The 16,697-nt window shown below is 71.1% G+C and carries 12 protein-coding genes and 1 pseudogene; 3 read left to right on the top strand and 10 right to left on the bottom strand.

Features of this window, described 5'->3' with window-relative positions; translation table 11 throughout:
• The 5 genes from ACWCRJ_RS36690 to solA form a co-directional block, all read right to left on the bottom strand.
• Positions 1-833: ABC transporter permease (locus ACWCRJ_RS36690; protein ID WP_450943339.1), on the bottom strand; the 833-nt coding region annotated here is incomplete at its 3' end.
• Positions 834-836: 3 nt separating this feature from the next.
• Positions 837-1,976 (bottom strand): ABC transporter ATP-binding protein, encoded by a 1,140-nt coding sequence (locus ACWCRJ_RS36685; protein WP_450943338.1) that lies wholly within the window; start codon positions 1,974-1,976, stop codon positions 837-839.
• Positions 1,969-3,075 carry an extracellular solute-binding protein gene (locus tag ACWCRJ_RS36680; RefSeq protein WP_450943337.1) on the bottom strand — a complete coding sequence of 369 codons (1,107 nt, stop codon included), beginning with the start codon at positions 3,073-3,075 and terminating at the stop codon, positions 1,969-1,971. The genes ACWCRJ_RS36685 and ACWCRJ_RS36680 overlap by 8 nt, the downstream gene beginning before the upstream one ends.
• Before the next feature lie 77 nt (positions 3,076-3,152).
• Positions 3,153-4,214, bottom strand: a complete 1,062-nt coding sequence (locus ACWCRJ_RS36675) for an ethanolamine utilization protein EutE (RefSeq protein ID WP_450943336.1) — start codon at positions 4,212-4,214, stop codon at positions 3,153-3,155.
• Between the two features lie 2 nt (positions 4,215-4,216).
• Complete coding sequence (gene solA, locus ACWCRJ_RS36670) at positions 4,217-5,356, bottom strand: N-methyl-L-tryptophan oxidase (protein ID WP_450943335.1); 1,140 nt, start codon at positions 5,354-5,356, stop codon at positions 4,217-4,219.
• A gap of 281 nt (positions 5,357-5,637) precedes the next feature.
• Here solA and ACWCRJ_RS36665 point away from each other — a divergent pair, with 281 nt between their 5' ends.
• Positions 5,638-6,384: an IclR family transcriptional regulator gene (locus tag ACWCRJ_RS36665; protein ID WP_450943344.1), complete on the top strand. Its 747-nt coding sequence runs from the start codon at positions 5,638-5,640 to the stop codon at positions 6,382-6,384.
• A gap of 334 nt (positions 6,385-6,718) precedes the next feature.
• The gene (locus tag ACWCRJ_RS36660; protein WP_450943343.1) at positions 6,719-7,462 is read left to right on the top strand and encodes an IclR family transcriptional regulator; all 744 of its coding nucleotides are present in this window, start codon (positions 6,719-6,721) and stop codon (positions 7,460-7,462) included.
• A 130-nt stretch (positions 7,463-7,592) separates the two neighbouring features.
• Here ACWCRJ_RS36660 and ACWCRJ_RS36655 read toward each other — a convergent pair whose 3' ends face one another.
• From ACWCRJ_RS36655 to ACWCRJ_RS36645, 3 genes are read right to left on the bottom strand one after another with little or no spacing between them, the layout of a single operon-like run.
• Entirely contained in the window at positions 7,593-9,032 is a 1,440-nt protein-coding gene (locus tag ACWCRJ_RS36655; RefSeq protein ID WP_450943334.1) for an NAD-dependent succinate-semialdehyde dehydrogenase, read from the bottom strand.
• The gene (locus ACWCRJ_RS36650) at positions 9,029-11,914 is read right to left on the bottom strand and encodes an FAD-binding and (Fe-S)-binding domain-containing protein (protein WP_450943333.1); all 2,886 of its coding nucleotides are present in this window, start codon (positions 11,912-11,914) and stop codon (positions 9,029-9,031) included. The genes ACWCRJ_RS36655 and ACWCRJ_RS36650 overlap by 4 nt, the downstream gene beginning before the upstream one ends.
• Positions 11,911-13,179, bottom strand: coding sequence for an aspartate aminotransferase family protein (locus tag ACWCRJ_RS36645; protein ID WP_450943332.1), 1,269 nt, complete (start codon positions 13,177-13,179; stop codon positions 11,911-11,913). Before ACWCRJ_RS36645 ends, ACWCRJ_RS36650 begins: the two co-directional genes overlap by 4 nt.
• 293 nt (positions 13,180-13,472) lie before the next feature.
• Here ACWCRJ_RS36645 and ACWCRJ_RS36640 point away from each other — a divergent pair, with 293 nt between their 5' ends.
• The gene (locus ACWCRJ_RS36640) at positions 13,473-15,092 is read left to right on the top strand and encodes a PucR family transcriptional regulator (protein ID WP_450943342.1); all 1,620 of its coding nucleotides are present in this window, start codon (positions 13,473-13,475) and stop codon (positions 15,090-15,092) included.
• 176 nt (positions 15,093-15,268) lie between these two features.
• On the opposite strand, the gene ACWCRJ_RS36635 is transcribed toward ACWCRJ_RS36640, so the two are convergent.
• Positions 15,269-15,757 carry a GNAT family N-acetyltransferase gene (locus tag ACWCRJ_RS36635; protein WP_450943331.1) on the bottom strand — a complete coding sequence of 163 codons (489 nt, stop codon included), beginning with the start codon at positions 15,755-15,757 and terminating at the stop codon, positions 15,269-15,271.
• A gap of 231 nt (positions 15,758-15,988) precedes the next feature.
• Positions 15,989-16,550, bottom strand: a pseudogene (locus tag ACWCRJ_RS36630) (diacylglycerol kinase); the annotation flags it as partial.
• Between the last annotated feature and the right edge of the window lie 147 nt (positions 16,551-16,697).

The following is a 16,697-nucleotide window of genomic DNA, read 5'->3' as shown; positions in this document are numbered from 1 at the left end:
AGCAGTCCGGCCAGGGTGAGGACCAGCAGGATGACGCCCTGCGCGGCCGCCCCGTTCCACTGGTTCTCCTTCGTCACCTGCTGGTTGATGAGGGTGGCGATCATCGTCTGGTTGGGTCCGCCCATCAGGGCCGGGGTGATGTAGTACCCCAGTGACAGGATGAAACTGAGCAGGCCGGCACTGGCCAGGCCAGGCGCGACCAGCGGCAGATAGACCCGGCGGAAGATCGTCACCTTGCCCGCGCCCATGCTCGACGCGGCCGCCAGCAGCCGCCGGTCCACCCCTCGCATCACCCCATAAAGGAGCAGCACCGTGTAGGGGAGCATCATCGAGGTGGTGCCGATGACGACGCCGAGTTCGTTGTAGAGCAGCTGGTAGGGCGCCCCCGGGGCCCACGCCAGGGTTTCGTTCACCAGGCCCTTGTCGCCGAGCATGATGATCCAGCCGTAGGTGCGCACCAGGGCGGACACGAAGTGCGGGACGACCACGACCAGCATCGCCAGGCCCGCCCACACCGGCTTCAGCCGGGTGATCGCCTGGGCCAGGACGAACCCGAAGACCAGGCTGAGCACGGCCGTTTCGGCGGAGATCCGCAGCGTGGTGAACAGCACCGACAGATTCACCCCGGTCAGGGCGTCGGCGTACCAGTGCAGGGTGAACGAGCCGTCGGCGTCCTTCAGGCTCAGCAGCAGCGTGCTGAAGATCGGGTAGACGAACAGCACCAGCAGATAGACCACGACCGGCAGCGCGTACAGGATCCCGACCCGGGTCCGGCGCGAGGCCAGGAGCTTGCGCGGACGGGCGGGAGCGCCCGCGGTGAGGGTGGCTGCCATGGCTCACCCTCCCTGTTCGTCGGCGAAGAGGTTGACGTCCTCGGGGTCGGCGGAGATCCCGACCCGCTCACCGGCGACCGGGCCACGGCCGGCCGGGACCTCCAGCCGCAGCAGCGGCGCCTCCTTGCCGTCGATGCGCACCCCCGCGCGGACCAGGGTGCCCACGTAGGTGGCCATCTCGACCGTGCCGGTACAGAACCCGTCGTCGGTGGCGACGGCCCGCAGCCGGCCCGGCTGCACAGCGACCTTCACCTGCGTACCCAGGGCCAGCTGGTGACGGCGCGCCTTCAGCAAGCCGCCGGACCTGTCCAGGCGGACGAGGGTGTGCTCGCCGTCGTGCCGCTCCACGCGGCCGGGCAGGAAGTTGGCCGCGCCGAGGAAGTCCGCGACGAACGGCGTCCTCGGCCGTTCGAAGAGCTCGCGGGGGGTGTCGAACTGCTCGATCAGGCCGTTGCGCATCACCGCGATGCGGTCCGACATGACCAGCGCCTCTTCCTGATCGTGCGTCACGTAGATGACGGTCAGGCCGAGTTCCTGCTGGATGGTCTTGATCTCGACCTGGAGCTGGTCGCGGAGCTTCTTGTCCAGGGCGCCGAGCGGTTCGTCCATGAGGATGACCGGGGGGCGGTAGACCAGCGCCCGGCACAAGGCCACACGCTGCTGCTGACCACCGGACAGCTCACGCGGTTTACGGCCGCCGAACCCCGACAGGCCCGCGATCTCCAGCGTCTCGCCCACCCGGCGGCGGATCTCGTCCTTGCCCACCCCGCGCAGCGTCAGCGGGAAAGCGACGTTCTCGCTCACGGTCATGTGAGGGAAGAGCAGGTACTGCTGGAAGACGAAACCCAGGTTCCGCCTCTGCGGGGCGAGGCGGGTGACGTCACGGTCCCCGACGGAGATGGTGCCGGAGTCGGGTTCGCAGAACCCGGCGATCATCATCAGCGTCGTGGTCTTGCCCGACCCCGAGGAGCCGAGGAAAGTGACGAACTCCCCGGCCGCGATCTCCATGGACGCCTCGTCGACGGCGACGACGTCGCCGTAGGTCTTGCGCAGAGCCACCACCGACAGCGACTTGCCGGTCGCGGTGGCCGACTTGTTGCCGGCCACCTTGACGGACGGTGTGGCGATACCGAATTCAGCCACGAGCCCACTCCAGCCAGCGCTTGGTGACGGCCGGTTCGTTCTTCAGCCACCAGTCGACGTCCGCGTCGAAGCCCTTGTCGTAGTACTTCGGCGCACCCGCGAGCGCGTTGCGCTCGTTCTCGGTGAGCTTGGCGTAGGCCAGGGGGGAGGACGGGTTCGACGGGAACGCCTTCGCCAGGGCGGCCTGGCTCTCCGCGCGCAGCGCGAAATCCATCAGCAGGTAGGCGTTGTCCACGTGGGCCGCGTCCTTGGCGATGGCGTAGCCCGAGAACTGACGGCGCATGCCGTTCAGCTGCCGGGTCACCGGAACGCCCTGCTTCTCCAGATCGGCGATCCGGCCGTCCCAGACGGTGGACATCGTCACTTCCTGGCGGCTGAGCAGCACACCGGGGAGCGGGCCGCTGTCCCAGAACTTCTTGATGTCGCCTCGCAGCCGGGTCAGCGCCTTGAAGGCACGGTCCACGTCCAGCGGGTACAGCTTGTCCATGGGAACGCCGTCGGCCAGCAGCGCGAACTCCAGCTCCGGCAGGTCACCGGACGGGCTGCACATCGACCGGCCGCCCTTGAACGCCTTGGTGTCGAAGAAGTCCGCCCACGACTCCGGCTTGGCGCCGCCGAACGCGTCCGTGCGGTACGCGATGCACTGCCCGTAGAAGCTGTGGCCGATCGCATGGTCGGTGATCTGGGCCTCGGGGATCTTCGCGCTCTTCAGGCTCTTGAGCCGGTCGGGGTCCAGCGCCTCCAGCGCGTCCTGCTTGACGTACTTGTTGTGGGACATCATCGAGTTGTTGATGAGGTCGCACTGCGGGCGGCCCTGCTTGATCTGGGCGAGCAGCGGGGCGTCGTCCACGTTGAGCACCTTGACGGCGATCCCGGTCTCCTGGGTGAACGGCGTGTAGATCGCCTTCTGGAGGGCCGCGCCGTAGGAACCGCCGCTGTCGCGGACGACCACCGTCTTGCCGCTCTTGCCGCCGCTGCCGCCGACGGACCGGCTGGTGCCGGTGCCGCAGGCGGAGAGGGTGGTCGCGGCGGCGACGCCCGCCGTGACCCCGCCTATTCCTCGCAGGAACAGTCTGCGGTCTATCCGGGCTTCTTTCATCGTGTGCCTCCTGGTGGTGCGGCCGTGAGAAGAGGGGCGGCTGGGGACGTGGAAAGGGGGATGGTGGGAACGGTGGTCTAGGCGCGGGGGCCCGCCTCGTCGGACCCGGCGCCCACACCGGGCGTCCGGAGGGTGTCGGTCCGCGCGGCCGTGTCGGGGTCCCACGGAACGGCGAGGGCGGCGAGTTCGGCGCCGGGGGCGACGGTGAGGCCGTGCATGCCGTAGAAGATGCGTCCGCCGGCCGGGGCGTGGACCGTGTGCTCCGTGCCGTCGGCCGGGTCGACGATGTGGCCCAGGAGGTCGCCTTCGGCCACTTCGCCGATGACGTCGGCGTCGAAGGAGAACTCCGGGTACCACAGGCCGGTGGCCTCGGCGGTGACGCCGGCGGACCAGACCCAGGTGCGGACCGGCGCCGGGGCGGCGCCTTCGTGGTCGAGGACGCCCAGGTGGCGCAGTGCCGTGAGGAGTCCGTCGACGCGGCGGAGGGCCGTGGGCTCGTCCCGCTGTCCGAGTGAGCCGACCTCGACCAGGACCGCCGAGATACCCCGGCGGGCGGCGGCCGCGTGGCTGTTGCCGCCGTCGGCCTTCAGTCCGAGGATGACGTCCTCGATGCCGAAGGAGCCTGCCAGTTCGCCCGTGGCCTTGTCGAGGTCCGGGTCACCGGTGAGGCGGTAGCCGACGAAGTCCCGCAGGACCTGGTCGATGCCGCCGCAGTGCAGGTCGACGTAGACGTCGGCGCCGTCGACCAGGTGGGTGAAGAGCCAGGCGGCCAGCCGCTCGGTGGGGCCGCCGGCCGGGTCGCCGGGGAAGACGCGGTTGAGGTTCACGCCGTCGACCGGGGAGATGTTGAGCCGGCCCTCGTACACGGCGGGCGGGTTGGCGACGGGGCAGATGATCACCTGCCCGTGCACCTGGCCGGGTTCCAGCCTGTCCGCCAGTCGTACGACGGCGTCGATGGGCGTGAACTCGCCGCCGTGGACGCCCGCGGTGATGACGACCCGGGGGCCGGGGCGGGAGCCGTTGACCAGGGTCAGCGGGATGTCCGTGGTGACGGTGCCGAGGTCGACCCGGACGGTGCCGCGGACCTTGGTGCCGGGCTGGGCCTCGATGGAGCCGACGGAGAGGGTGGTGTCGTTCATGGTCATGCCTCCGTACGGCCGACGGTGGAGAGGAAGTCGATGGGCTGGGGCGAGGTGCCGTCCAGAGCCAGGTCGGCGGCGATGTCGCCGAAGGCGGGCGAGAGCTTGAAGCCGTGGCCGGAGAAGCCGGCGAGCAGGATCACGTTCTCGGCGCCGGGCAGGGGGCCGACCAGGGGGCGGCTGCTCTCGGTGTAGCCCTCCATGTAGACGGAGAGCCGGGTCGGGTCCGGGTGCAGGTCCGGCATGTGACGCCCGATCAGCTCGGAGAAGATCTCCAGCTCCTCGGGCTGCACCGTCCTGTCCAGCTGGTTGGGGTCGCCCGCGGGCTGGTGCAGGGCGCGGGAGAGGCCGAGCTTGACCGAGATGCCGTCCGGGGAGGGCAGGCCGTAGCAGTGGGTGGGTGCCGTGCGGATGAACGCCGGGCGCTCCTCACCGAACCAGGCCTCGGGGGCGGTCGGCACGTACCAGGCGCTGACCAGGCGGCGGACGTCCACCTCCCACGGCAGGTCGGGCAGCAGGTCGTTGACCCAGGGGCCGGGGGTGACGACGGCGGTGTCGAAGCGCTCGCTGCCGGCGTCGGTGCGGATCTCGACGCCGCCCGCGACGGGGACGATGTCGCGGACCGTGCTGTAGCGGTGGATCACCGCGCCCAGCTGCTCGGCGCGGCGGGCGGCGCTCTGGATGGTCAGCTCGGGGCGGATGAAACCGGCGCGGCGGTCGAGCACGGCCGCGTCGCCGTCCTCGATGCGATACTGGGGGAAACGTTTCGCCAGAAGCTCGGCATCCAGCACCTCGTGGTCGAGGTCGTGCTCCGCGATGGACTCCAGGACGGTGGCCATCTGGTGGTGATCGGTCGGCCCCATCAGCAGACATCCGGTCAGCCGGCGCAGCTCACGGCCGGTCTCCTGCTGCAGTCGCTCCCACAGGACGTCGGCGTGCTTGAGCAGCGGGACGTAGCGGGAGTCCTCGAAGTGCGCGCTGCGGAAGATCCGGGTCTCACCGCCCGCGGCACCGCGGTCGTGGCCGGGGGCGAACCGGTCGTACCCGACGACCTCGGCACCTCGGGCCGCCAGCCGCCAGGCGGCCTGGCTGCCCATCGTTCCGACGCCGATGACGGCGACGCGCTTCCTGGCAGCTGACACAGGACTTTCCTTTCGTATCGCCGAGGCGCATGCTGAGCGCCCGACGTGAGACTGATCGATTCGAGGCGGTTTGGACGGGGGCCGGGCCCTGTTGTCGGGCTCTCGGCTCACAGCCGCCGTGTCTCGCGATACCGGCCCACCTTTTCGGGATCTCCCGTTGGGCCGTGCCACATTGTGGAATGCTGTGCTAGAATCTGGCACGAGAATGACAGTGGCCAGGGGAGGAGTCAAGAGGTGTCCAGCAGAAATTCCGCGGATTAACGGGGGGAAACCGGATGGAAATGAAGAGCGTCACGAGATCGCTGCGGGTTCTGGAAGCGGTCGCCCAGCATCAGCCGGTCACCGTCGGGGAGTTGACGAAACTCTTCGGCCTGCCGAAGTCGACCGTGCAGCGCACCCTGGTCACCCTGGCGGAGGCGGGCTGGCTGCGCGCGAACCGCAGGGACACCACCCGCTGGGAGATCGGCGCCCGGGTGCTGGCCGTACGGCCCGCCGCCCTGCAGGGCTCCAGCCTGTTCGCCGCCGCCCGCGAACCCATGATCCGCCTCCGGGACACGGTGAACGAGACCATCCACCTCTCGGTGCCCGACGCACTGCACAGCATGGTCGTCGTCGACCGCGTCGACTGCGACCATCCCGTACGCACCTTCCACACCATCGGCGACACCTCACCCCTGCACGCCACGGCCACCGGGCGCGCGATCCTCGCCCAGCTTCCGAAGCAGGACGTCGAGGAAGTCGTCGCCCAGGGCCTGGAGCGCTTCAGCGACACGACCCCCGCCGACCCCGACGAGCTGCGCGCCGAACTGGACCGGATCCGCGCCGAGGGCTACGCGATCAACCGGAACCAGTACCGGCCGGGCGTCTGCGCCCTCGCCGCACCCGTGCTCGACGAGAGCGGGACACCGTTGGCCGCCGTGGCCATCTCGATGCCCGACTCCCGGTACGACGTGACACGGGAGCCCGAGTGGGGTGGCCTCGTGACCGGCGCGGCAGAGGAGATCAGCGGACGCCTACTGGGCGGCTGACGGAAGGTGGTGGCCCAAGAAGGCCCCGACCGGAGAGGGCCGGCTCGCACGCGTCGAAGCGTGCAAGCCGGCCCTCGCCGCGTGTCAGGGCAGCCGTCACCCCGGGCCCGACGGGGGGTGTCGGGCCCGGGGCGGCCGCCGCGCGGCACGGCGCGACGAGGGGCAGAGGCGAACGCCCGCCGCTCATCACCGGGCAGGCCAGGGGGCCCCATACACCTCCATGCCGCATGGTGGAACACCATGCTAGAATGCGGCATGAATCATGCCCGCGACTCCGGGGAGGGAGTCGAAGGTGAGTGACCAAGCCAAGCGACTGATGGGGCCCCGGATGGAAATGAAGAGCGTCATCAGGTCACTGCGCATCCTGGAGGCGGTCGCCCGGCACCAGCCGGTCACCGTGGGCGAGTTGACGAAACTCTTCGGCCTGCCGAAGTCGACCGTGCAGCGCACCCTGGTCACCCTGGCGGAGGCGGGCTGGCTGCGCGCGAACCGCAGGGACACCACCCGCTGGGAGATCGGCGCCCGGGTGCTGGCCGTACGGCCCGCCGCCCTGCAGGGCTCCAGCCTGTTCGCCGCCGCCCGCGAACCCATGATCCGCCTCCGGGACACGGTGAACGAGACCATCCACCTCTCGGTGCCCGACGCACTGCACAGCATGGTCGTCGTCGACCGCGTCGACTGCGACCATCCCGTACGCACCTTCCACACCATCGGCGACACCTCACCCCTGCACGCCACGGCCACCGGGCACGCGATCCTCGCCCAGCTCCCGCGTCCCGAGGTCGACGAGTTCGCGACGGGCACGTTCGAGGGGTACGGCGAGGACACCATCACCGACGCCGAGGACCTGCGCACGGAACTCCAGCGGGTCAGGGAGCGTGGCTACGCCGTCAACCACAACCAGTACCTCCAGGGGATCTGCGCCATCGCCGCACCCGTCCTGGACGGTGAGGGCGTCCCGCTGGCCGCCGTGGCCGTCTCCCTGCCTGATTCACGCTTCGAGCCCGGTCGGCTCGCGGAGCTGGGGCGACTGGTGACCGAGACGGCGGCGGAGATCACCGCACGCCACCTGCGCTGAGGGCGCCTTCGGCCCGGCCCGCCCGCCGCGAGGCAGGGCCCTCCCCGTGCCCGGCCAGGAGGACAGAGCGGCCGGGCACGGCGTGGCCCGCGCGGTGCGCGATGCGGCGTAGGTCAGGGCAGGACCGCCGTCATCGCACAGGCACCGCGAGGTACTGGTACTCCAGGAACTCGTCGAGCCCGACCCGGCCGCCCTCGCGGCCGAGCCCGGACTGCTTGACACCGCCGAAGGGGGCGGCCGGGTTGGAGACGAGGCCGGTGTTGACGCCGACCATGCCGACCTCCAGCCGCTCGCTGACCCGCAGGGCGCGGTCCAGGCCCTCGGTGAAGACGTAGCCGACGAGGCCCCAGGGGGTGTCGTTGGCCCGGCGGATCACCTCGTCCTCGTCGTCGAAGGTGAGGATCGCCGCGACCGGGCCGAAGATCTCCGTGTCCATCAGCCGACTGTCGGAGGCGACGCCGGTGAGCACGGTCGGCGGGTAGAAGCAGCCCGGCCCCTCGGGCGTACGGCCGCCGACGAGCACCCGGGCGCCGCGCTCCACCGCGTCGGCCACCAGTTCCTCGACCTTGGCCCGTCCGGTCCGGTCGATCAGCGGGCCGACGTCGACGCCGTCCCGGGTGCCGGGGCCCACGACCAGCGCGCCCATGCGCTCGGCCAGGCGCCGCCCGAACTCCTCCGCCACGGAGGTGTGGACGAAGAAGCGGTTGGCGGCGGTGCAGGCCTCGCCCATGTTGCGCATCTTGGCGACCATCGCGCCGTCGACCGCCTTGTCCAGGTCGGCGTCCTCGAAGACGACGAACGGCGCGTTCCCGCCCAGCTCCATCGACGTCCGCACGACCGCCTCCGCGCTCTGCGCGAGCAGCAGGCGTCCCACGTTGGTGGAGCCGGTGAAGGACAGCTTGCGAATCCGCCCGCCGCGCAGGAGCGGTTCGCACACCTCCCCCGCACGGGAGGTGGTGACGACGTTGAGCACGCCGTCCGGCAGCCCGGCCTCCTTGAGGATCGCGGCGAGAGCCAGGCTGGACAGAGGCGTCTGCGGGGCCGGCTTGAGGATCATCGTGCAGCCGGCGGCGATCGCCGGGCCGATCTTGCGGGTGCCCATGGCCAGCGGGAAGTTCCACGGGGTGATCAGCAGACAGGGGCCGACCGGGCGGCGGGAGAGCAGCATGCGGTTGCGGCCGTCGGGCAGGACGCCGTGACCGCCGTCGATACGCACCGCCTCCTCGGAGAACCAGCGGAAGAACTCGGCCGCGTACGCCACCTCTCCCCTGGCCTCGGCCAGGGGCTTGCCCATCTCGGCCGTCATCAGGTGGGCCAGCTCGTCGGTGCGCTCGACGATGATCTCGTACGCCCGGCGCAGGATCTCGCTGCGCACCCGGGGCGCCGTACGGGCCCACTCCTCCTGCGCCTGGACGGCGGCCTCCTCGGCGCGCTGGGCGTCCTTGGCGCCCGCGTCGGCGACGTGCGCGATGATCTCACCGGTCGCGGGGTCGTCCACGGGCATGGTGGCGCCGTCCGCGGCGTCCGCCCAGGCACCGCCGATGAACAACTGCGTGGGTGTGTCGGTCATGACGTCTCTCCTGGTTGAACGGTCTGATCGGCGGCAGGGTCGAGGAGTTCCGCGAGGTGCAGGGCGCGGACGCCCCGGTCTCCGGCGAGGTGGTCGATCTGGGTGGCGCAGCTGAAGCCGTCCGCGACGACGACGGTCGGCGTGTCTCCTTCGATGGCGGAGATGCCGTCGAGGCGTGGCTTCAGGGCCAGGTCGGCGACGGCCATCGAGGTGTCGTAGTGCTGGGCCTCGAAGCCGAAGTTCCCGGCGAGCCCGCAGCAGCCCTCGGCCTCGTCGACCTTGACCACACCCCATTGGCGCAGCAGGTCGGAGGGGCGGCTGCCCTTGAAGGTGGCGTACTCGTGGCAGTGGGTCTGCAGGACGACGTCGGCCGGCAGCTCGGGGGGCGTCCAGTCGGGGGCGGCCAGGTCGGTCAGGGCGCCGGTGAAGGTGTGGACGCGCTCCGCGACCCGACGGGCGGCGTCCGTGCCGAGGAGCTCGGGCACGTCGCGTTTGAGTGCGGCGGCGCAGCTGGGTTCGGCCACGATGATGGGCCGCTCGTCACCGTTGTCGAGGTGGGCGACCGTACGGGCCATGATGCGGCGGGCGACGGACAGCTGGCCGGTGCTGACCCAGGTCAGGCCACAGCACAGGCCGTCCTGAGCCGTGCAGGGGATTCCCGCGTCGGCGAGCACGCGGCTCGCGGCGCCCGCCACCTCGGGGCGGAAGGCACGGGTGAAGCTGTCGACGAAGAGCAGCGCCTTCGCCGGTTCGCCGGTCCTCGCACCGCGCAGGACCCGGCGAAGCGCGTGCCGGGAGGCGAAGGCCGGGATCCGGCGCTTCGTGGTCACCCCTCCCAGCCGGGCGAGCAGCTTGCCGACCGGTCCGCGCAGCAGCGCGTTGAGGGGGCGGGCGGCGAATCCGGCCAGGGCCGAGGTCAGCGGCAGCCAGCCCAGCGAGTAGTGGGAGCGGGGCCGGATCCTGCCCTTGTAGTGCTGGTGCAGGAACTCCGCCTTGTACGTGGCCATGTCGACGCCGACCGGGCAGTCGCTGGAGCACGCCTTGCAGGACAGACACAGATCGAGGGCGTCCCGTACCTCCGTCGAGCGCCAGCCGTCCTGGACGAGGTCACCCCGCACCATCTCCTGAAGGAGTCGGGCCCGGCCCCGGGTGGAGTCGGTCTCCTCCCCGGTGGCCCGGTAGCTCGGGCACATCACACCGCCCGCGTCGCTGCGGCAGCGGCCCACTCCGACGCAGCGGCGTACCGCGCCCGCGAAGCCGTCCTCGTCATGCGGGAAGGAGAACTCCGTCGCCAGGGGCTGGATCTGGTGCAGCGCGAGATCGGCGTCGAGCGGAGCCGGGGCCACGATCACGCCCGGGTTGAGCAGCCCGTCGGGGTCGAACACATCCTTGAAGGCGGTGAAGGCCCGGATCATGCGGTGGCTGTACATGACCTCCAGCAGCTCACCGCGCGCCCGCCCGTCGCCGTGCTCGCCGGACAGGGTCCCGCCGTGTGCGACGACCAGGGCGGCCGCCTCGTGCAGGAAGCGGCGGGCGGCAGTGCGGCCCACGTCCGTCGCGAGGTCGAAGTCGATGCGCACATGGACGCACCCCGCGCCGAAGTGCCCGTACATCACTCCGGTGAGGACATGGGAGGCGAGCAGCTCGCGGAAGTCCCGCAGATAGCCGGCGAGGTTCTCGGGCGCGACCGCCGAGTCCTCCCAGCCGGGCCAGGCCTCCCCACCGTCGACGAGGCGGGCGGCCAGGCCGGCCCCGTCTTCGCGGACTCGCCACAGGGAGCGCCGTTCGGCCGCGCTCTGCACGACCCGCCCGCCGGTCATCCGGCCCTGTGCCTTGAGCACGTCGAGGAGCTGGGCCGCGCGGGTGTTGACCGTGGCCTCGTCGTCGCCGTCGAGTTCGACGTACAGCCAGGCCCGCCCTTCGGGCAGTCCGGTCACGGAGTCCGGGCCGCGGCGGGCGCGCATGGTGGCGACGATCGCCTCGTCCATGCCCTCCACGGCGGTGGGGTTCCAGCGCAGGATCTCCGACACGTCCTCGGCCGCGTCGACGACATCGTCGTAGCCGAGAGTGAGAAGCGTGGAAGCCTGTGCGGTCGCCACCAAGCGGACCGTCGCGGCGGTGACGACCGCACAGGAGCCCTCGGTGCCGACCAGGGCGCGGGCCATGTCGAAGCCGTGCTCGGGCAGCAGGTGGTGCAGCTGATAGCCGGAGACCTGACGGGGAATGCGGCCCAGCTCGGTACGGATCGGCGCCAGGTTGTCCGCGATCAGACGGCGTACGTCCGCCTCGAGACGGGCGACGATTCCGGCGTCCCGCGGGTCCACCGCGTGCAGTCCGGCGCGGTCGGCGACGGCGCGCACGCCGTCGGCCGTCACGATCTCCAGCGCCTCGATGTGCGAGCTGGTACGCCCGTGCCGCACGGACCGGTTGCCGCACGCGTCGTTGCCGATCATGCCGCCGAGCGTGCAGCGGCTGTGCGAGGACGGGTCGGGGCCGAAGGAGAGCCCGTGCTGGGCGGTCGCGCTCTGCAGCGCGTCGAGGACGACTCCGGCCTCGACACGCGCGGTCCCGCTCGCCGGGTCGATGTCCAGGATCCGGTTCATGTACCGGGAGAAGTCCAGGACAACGCCCGGCCCGACCGCGTTGCCGGCCATGCTGGTCCCGCCGCCGCGCGCGGTGACGGGGACGCCCGTCTCCTTGCAGGCCCGCAACACCGCGACCACGTCGTCGGCGCCGCGGGGGAAGGCCACAGCCTGCGGGGGGACACGGTAGTTGGAGGCGTCGTAGGCGTACTGGCCGAGGGCGCCCTGGCCGGACTCCACCCGCAGGCCGGGAGCCGTCTCGGTGAGGCGGGCCGTCAACCGCGCCACGCTCTCGCTCATCGCGGCGATGCTCCTGAGGTACCGGCCTCCACCGCGGTCGCCCACGCCTGGAGGCCCTCGTCCACCGCCGCCTCGTCGATGACGAGCGCCGGGATCATGCGCACGACCTGGTTCCAGGCGCCGCACAGCAGCAGGAGCAGGCCCTCGTCGATCGCGGCGCGCTGCACGCGGGCGGCGGTCTCGGGGTCGGGGCTGCCGTCCTCGGTGACGAACTCGGTGGCCAGCATCAGCCCGAGGCCGCGCACGTCCCCGATGCCCGGCGTCCGGTCGGCCACCGCCTCCAGGCCGTGCCGCAGCCGCTTGCCCATGGCCTCGGCGTTCTCGACGAGCCTCTCGTCGCGTACGACGTCGAGGGTGGCGACGGCCGCCGCGCAGGCCACGGCGTTGGCGCCGTACGTGCCGCCCTGCGAGCCCGGCCACGCCTTGGCCATCAGCTCCTCGGAGGCGGCGATCCCGGACAGCGGAAAGCCGCTGGCCAGGCCCTTGGCGGTGACGAGGATGTCCGGGGTGACGCCGAAGTGGTCGTGGCCCCAGAAGCGGCCGGTGCGGCCGACGCCGGTCTGCACCTCGTCGAGGATGAGCAGGAAGCCGTGGCGGTCCGCACGCTCCCGCAGGCCTTCCATGAACGCGCGGGTGGCGGGTACGTAGCCGCCCTCGCCGAGCACCGGCTCGACGATGATCGCGGCCGTGTCGGCGGGCGAGGAGATCGTCTGGAGGGTGTAGTCCAGCTCCTTCAGGGCGAAGCGGGTCGCGGTCTCCTCGTCCCAGCCGTAGCGGTAGGCCGACGGGAACGGGGTGACGACCACACCGCTCATCAGCGGGGAGAAGCCGGACCGGAAGCGGGTGCCGGAGGTGGTCATGGAGGCGGCGGCGACCGTACGGCCGTGGAAGCCGCCGTGGCACACGATGACGTTCGGCCGGCCGGTGGCCTGGCGGGCAAGGCGCAGCGCGGACTCGACGGCCTCGCTGCCGGAGTTGGTGAAGAACAGGCTGTCCAGGCCGGCCGGCAGCACTTCGCCGAGCTTCTCGACGAGCTGTCGCAGCGGCTGGTGCATGACGGTCGTGTACTGGCCGTGCACGAGCGTGCCCACCTGCTCCTGCGCCGCCGCCACGACCTTCGGGTGGCAGTGGCCGGTGCTGGTGACGCCGATGCCGGCGGTGAAGTCGAGGTAGCGGCGGCCGTCCTCACCGTAGAGGTGGACGCCCTCGCCCCGGACCGCCACCACTGGCGTGGCCTGGCGAAGGTGCGGCGACAGTGCGGTCATGTTCGTCTCCCGGCCTCGGTGTTCGGTCTGCTGCGGTATCCCGAGCATCTCCGCCGCCCGGCGGCGAGCCAACGCGCGATCTGTCCGGTACGGGCCCGCTGTTCGGACGTTCTGTCAAGCACGGGCCGGAAACGCGGCGCTCGCTGCCTCACCCACCGAGGCGGGACTGCCCTTGCGCAGGTCAGCGAGGCTTGTCACAGTGACCGGGCACTCCCCCTCTCGGCTTCGCTCGGGCGGGGCACCCCCATGGAGACACCGTGAACGACAGCCGTTCGACGGCACGACCGCCGGACATGGGCGGCCCGGACCTCACACCGCCCGCCCGCGCCCTCAGCGTCGCCGACGTCCTTGCTCTGCCCGTCCTGGCCGCCGGCCGGCCCCAGGTCGTGACCGGCGTGACCTTGCTCGACCGGCCGGTCCGCTGGGTCCACATCACCGAGCTGACGGATCCCGCGTCCTTCCTCAAGGGCGGCGAACTCGTCCTGACCACCGGCATGCCCCTGCCCGAGGAGTCCGCGGGCATCCAACGCTATGTCGACGAACTCGCGCGGATCGGGGCGGCCGCCCTGGTCATCGAACTCGTACGGCGCTACCACCGCCCGCCCGACGCACTCGTCCACGCCTGCCGCACCCGCGGGCTGCCCCTGATCACCCTCGCCAAGGACGTCAACTTCCTCGAGGTCACCCAGGTCGTCCACGGCCTCATCCTCGGCCACCAGGCCGAGGCGATGCGCCGCACCCAGCGCATCCACGAGGCGTTCACCACGCTGACGCTGCGCGGCGCCGGACCGGAGGACGTCATGCGCGCGGCAGCCGAGATGAGCGGCCGCACGGTCGTCCTGGAGAATCTGGTCCACCAGGCACTGATCTGCGAACCCTCCGGCGCCACCCTGGAGGAAGCGCTCACCGACTGGGAGCAGCGCTCCAGAGCGACCCCGCCCGGCGACCGCACGAACCGACTCGGGCCGGAAGGCTGGCTCACCGCATCGGTCGAGTATCAAGGTGAACGTTGGGGCCGCGTGACCATGCTGCCCGTCCCCACCATCGAACCGGCCTTCGGACCGGAGCACATCACCGTCCTGGAAAGGACGGCGATGGCCCTGACCGTCGCGCGCCTCACCCACCCGACCCCCTGGGAAAGCACCGCTCACCGCAACGCCCTGCGCGACCTCGTCGAGCAGCGCCACCGCTCCGCAGCGGACGCCTGCGCCCGGCTGGCCGCACTGGGCCTGCCCACCGAGAACAGCCGCTTCCTCACGGTCGTGGTGGACCTCCCCGCGACAGACAGCACAGCGCACCCCGAGGCCCATCTCTCCCAAGCCCTGCGCGCCACGGGAATCCCGGCACTCATCGGCGAACTGAACCCCGGCCGCCTGGGAGTACTGCTCGCCCTGAGCCCCTCACACCCCTGGCAACCCGTGGTCGAACGGCTGAGCCACGTGGCGCGCGACCTCTCCCCGCGGGCCGTCGTGAGCGTCGGCTCGGAGGTCGACCATCTCACCGACACTCCCCGTTCCTTCCACCAGGCGAGCCGCGTGGCCGAGGCCACCCCACCCGACCAGCCTCTCCCCCCGGGCCGCTCCTTCCACGAACTCCGCGATGTCGACCTGCGCCGCCTGCTGTACGCGCTCCGCGAGGACACCCGGATCCAGGAATACGCCGAACGACGACTCGGCCGACTCCTCGATCACGACGCCCGGCACGGCACCGACCTGCTGACGACCCTCCGCCACTACCTCGACGTGGCCGGCAACAAAACCAGCGCCGCCCGCCGCGGCGGTCTGTCGCGCGAAACGTTCTACCAACGCCTGCGCACCATCGAACGCCTCCTCGGCTGTGACCTCGAATCCGGCGCACAGCGCACCGAACTGCACGTGGCCCTCACGGCTCTCGACATGCTGCGAGTCCACTGACGGCTCCGAGAAACCTCGCGTCACCGCCGCGCGACCTCAGCGGTCCGGCCCTCGCCGGCACGATCACCCCGCCAGGGCAGAGGCGACGGCACACACGGAGCGCGCGGCGTCAAGCGGCTCCTGCATGCCGGCCACCATGCAGACGAAGCCGGCGCCCCGCCGACCGGCACACCGTGTCATTCCGAAGGAATGCGAAACTCGAATTCGGGACGGTCCCACGGCACGGCGGGCGGGTTCGCGAACGCGGTCCCGGTCCGCACCGCACCAACACGGTGGTAGAAGTCCTCGGCGGGAACATGCGACACGACCTTGACACGGTCGAGCCCGGTGGCACGGGCCTCGGACTGCATGTGCGCCACGAGCAGCCGTCCGATACCCCGTCCCTGCGCTTCGTCGGCGACGAACAGCAGGTCGAGCTCCGGTGGCGCGAGAACGAGCGAGTAGAACCCGAGGACCCGGCCTCCAGGCTCGTCGGCGCCGACGGCCACGAAGGCGCGGTGGGCCTCGATGTAATCAGGGCCGACCGTGTAGCCCGCCACTGCGGCCGCGTACTTACCCTCGTAGGCGCCTGAGCCACGCACGAGCCGCGTGAGCCGTTTGGCATCCCGCGCGACGGCCCTCCGTATCGTGATCGGCCGGCTGATCGGGGAAGTGCGTGAACTCATCGGGAGAGTATGTCGCACCGACGAGTGCCTTCCGGCTGCGGGTCGACTGCTCGGGCAGACGTTCCTGCACCGCTCCCTCGCGGACGGTCGCAGGCACCGAGGATGGCCACGGGGCGGAAGAACGTGCCCGCCGAGCCCGGTCGGAGCAGCACGGGCACCAGCAGGAGCGAAAGCGCGAAGCGGTCCGCTACCAAGACGCCCTGATTCGTGCCGGGGAAGGCCGACGGCACCTCAACTCAGCGCCGGCTTTCGCAGTCGCCGCCAGTCCATGAGGCCCTCGTCCGGGGCACGCCGGGACGGTGGCGGGGTACGCGGACGCGCAGAGCCCGGTGGTGGATCGTGCACCGTACGGGCGTCGGCAGGGTCGGAGCCTCACCGTCGCCCCCGCCCTCGATCTCGGGCTCGTCCGCCTCGATGACGACCTACCGGGCGGTCGGACTGGTGAGGCCGGGCGCGTGCTTCTCCGCGAGCAACTCGGCTGCCTGCGCGGCGTTGTCGACGTCGACGCCCAGGACGGCGAGGGCACCTGAATCCACGACCTCACGGCGCCCGAGGCCCGCGAGGTCGCCCGTCCGGTAAGGGTTGTCGAGGATGGTGCGGACCTTGTCGTCGCGTAGGCGGGACTCTGCACCACGGCTGGCTAGGTACCGAAGGATGCGTGGTCGACAAAGGCTCGATCACCGATGAATCCGAGGTCGACACGGAGTTCGACGCCTTCGGTGAGCGCGTCCAGGCAGGTCGACGGGTCGTCCCTGTCCAGACCGAGGTCGAGGGCGACGTGGTTGCGGGCTCCGTCGACACACCACTCACGCTGACGGGGTGAACGACGGCATCAACCGGCACTGCCTGCACCGGTCATCTGATGGAACGTCATTTTTCTTGTTCTGCAAGCACGTTGCAGGACATGCTGTGATCCATCTGTGAACTACTGCCCCATGGA

Source organism: Streptomyces sp. NPDC002324 (genome assembly GCF_053593335.1).
The sequence above is the reverse complement of the archived record's forward strand: the minus strand, read 5'-3'. Positions and strand labels throughout refer to the sequence as shown.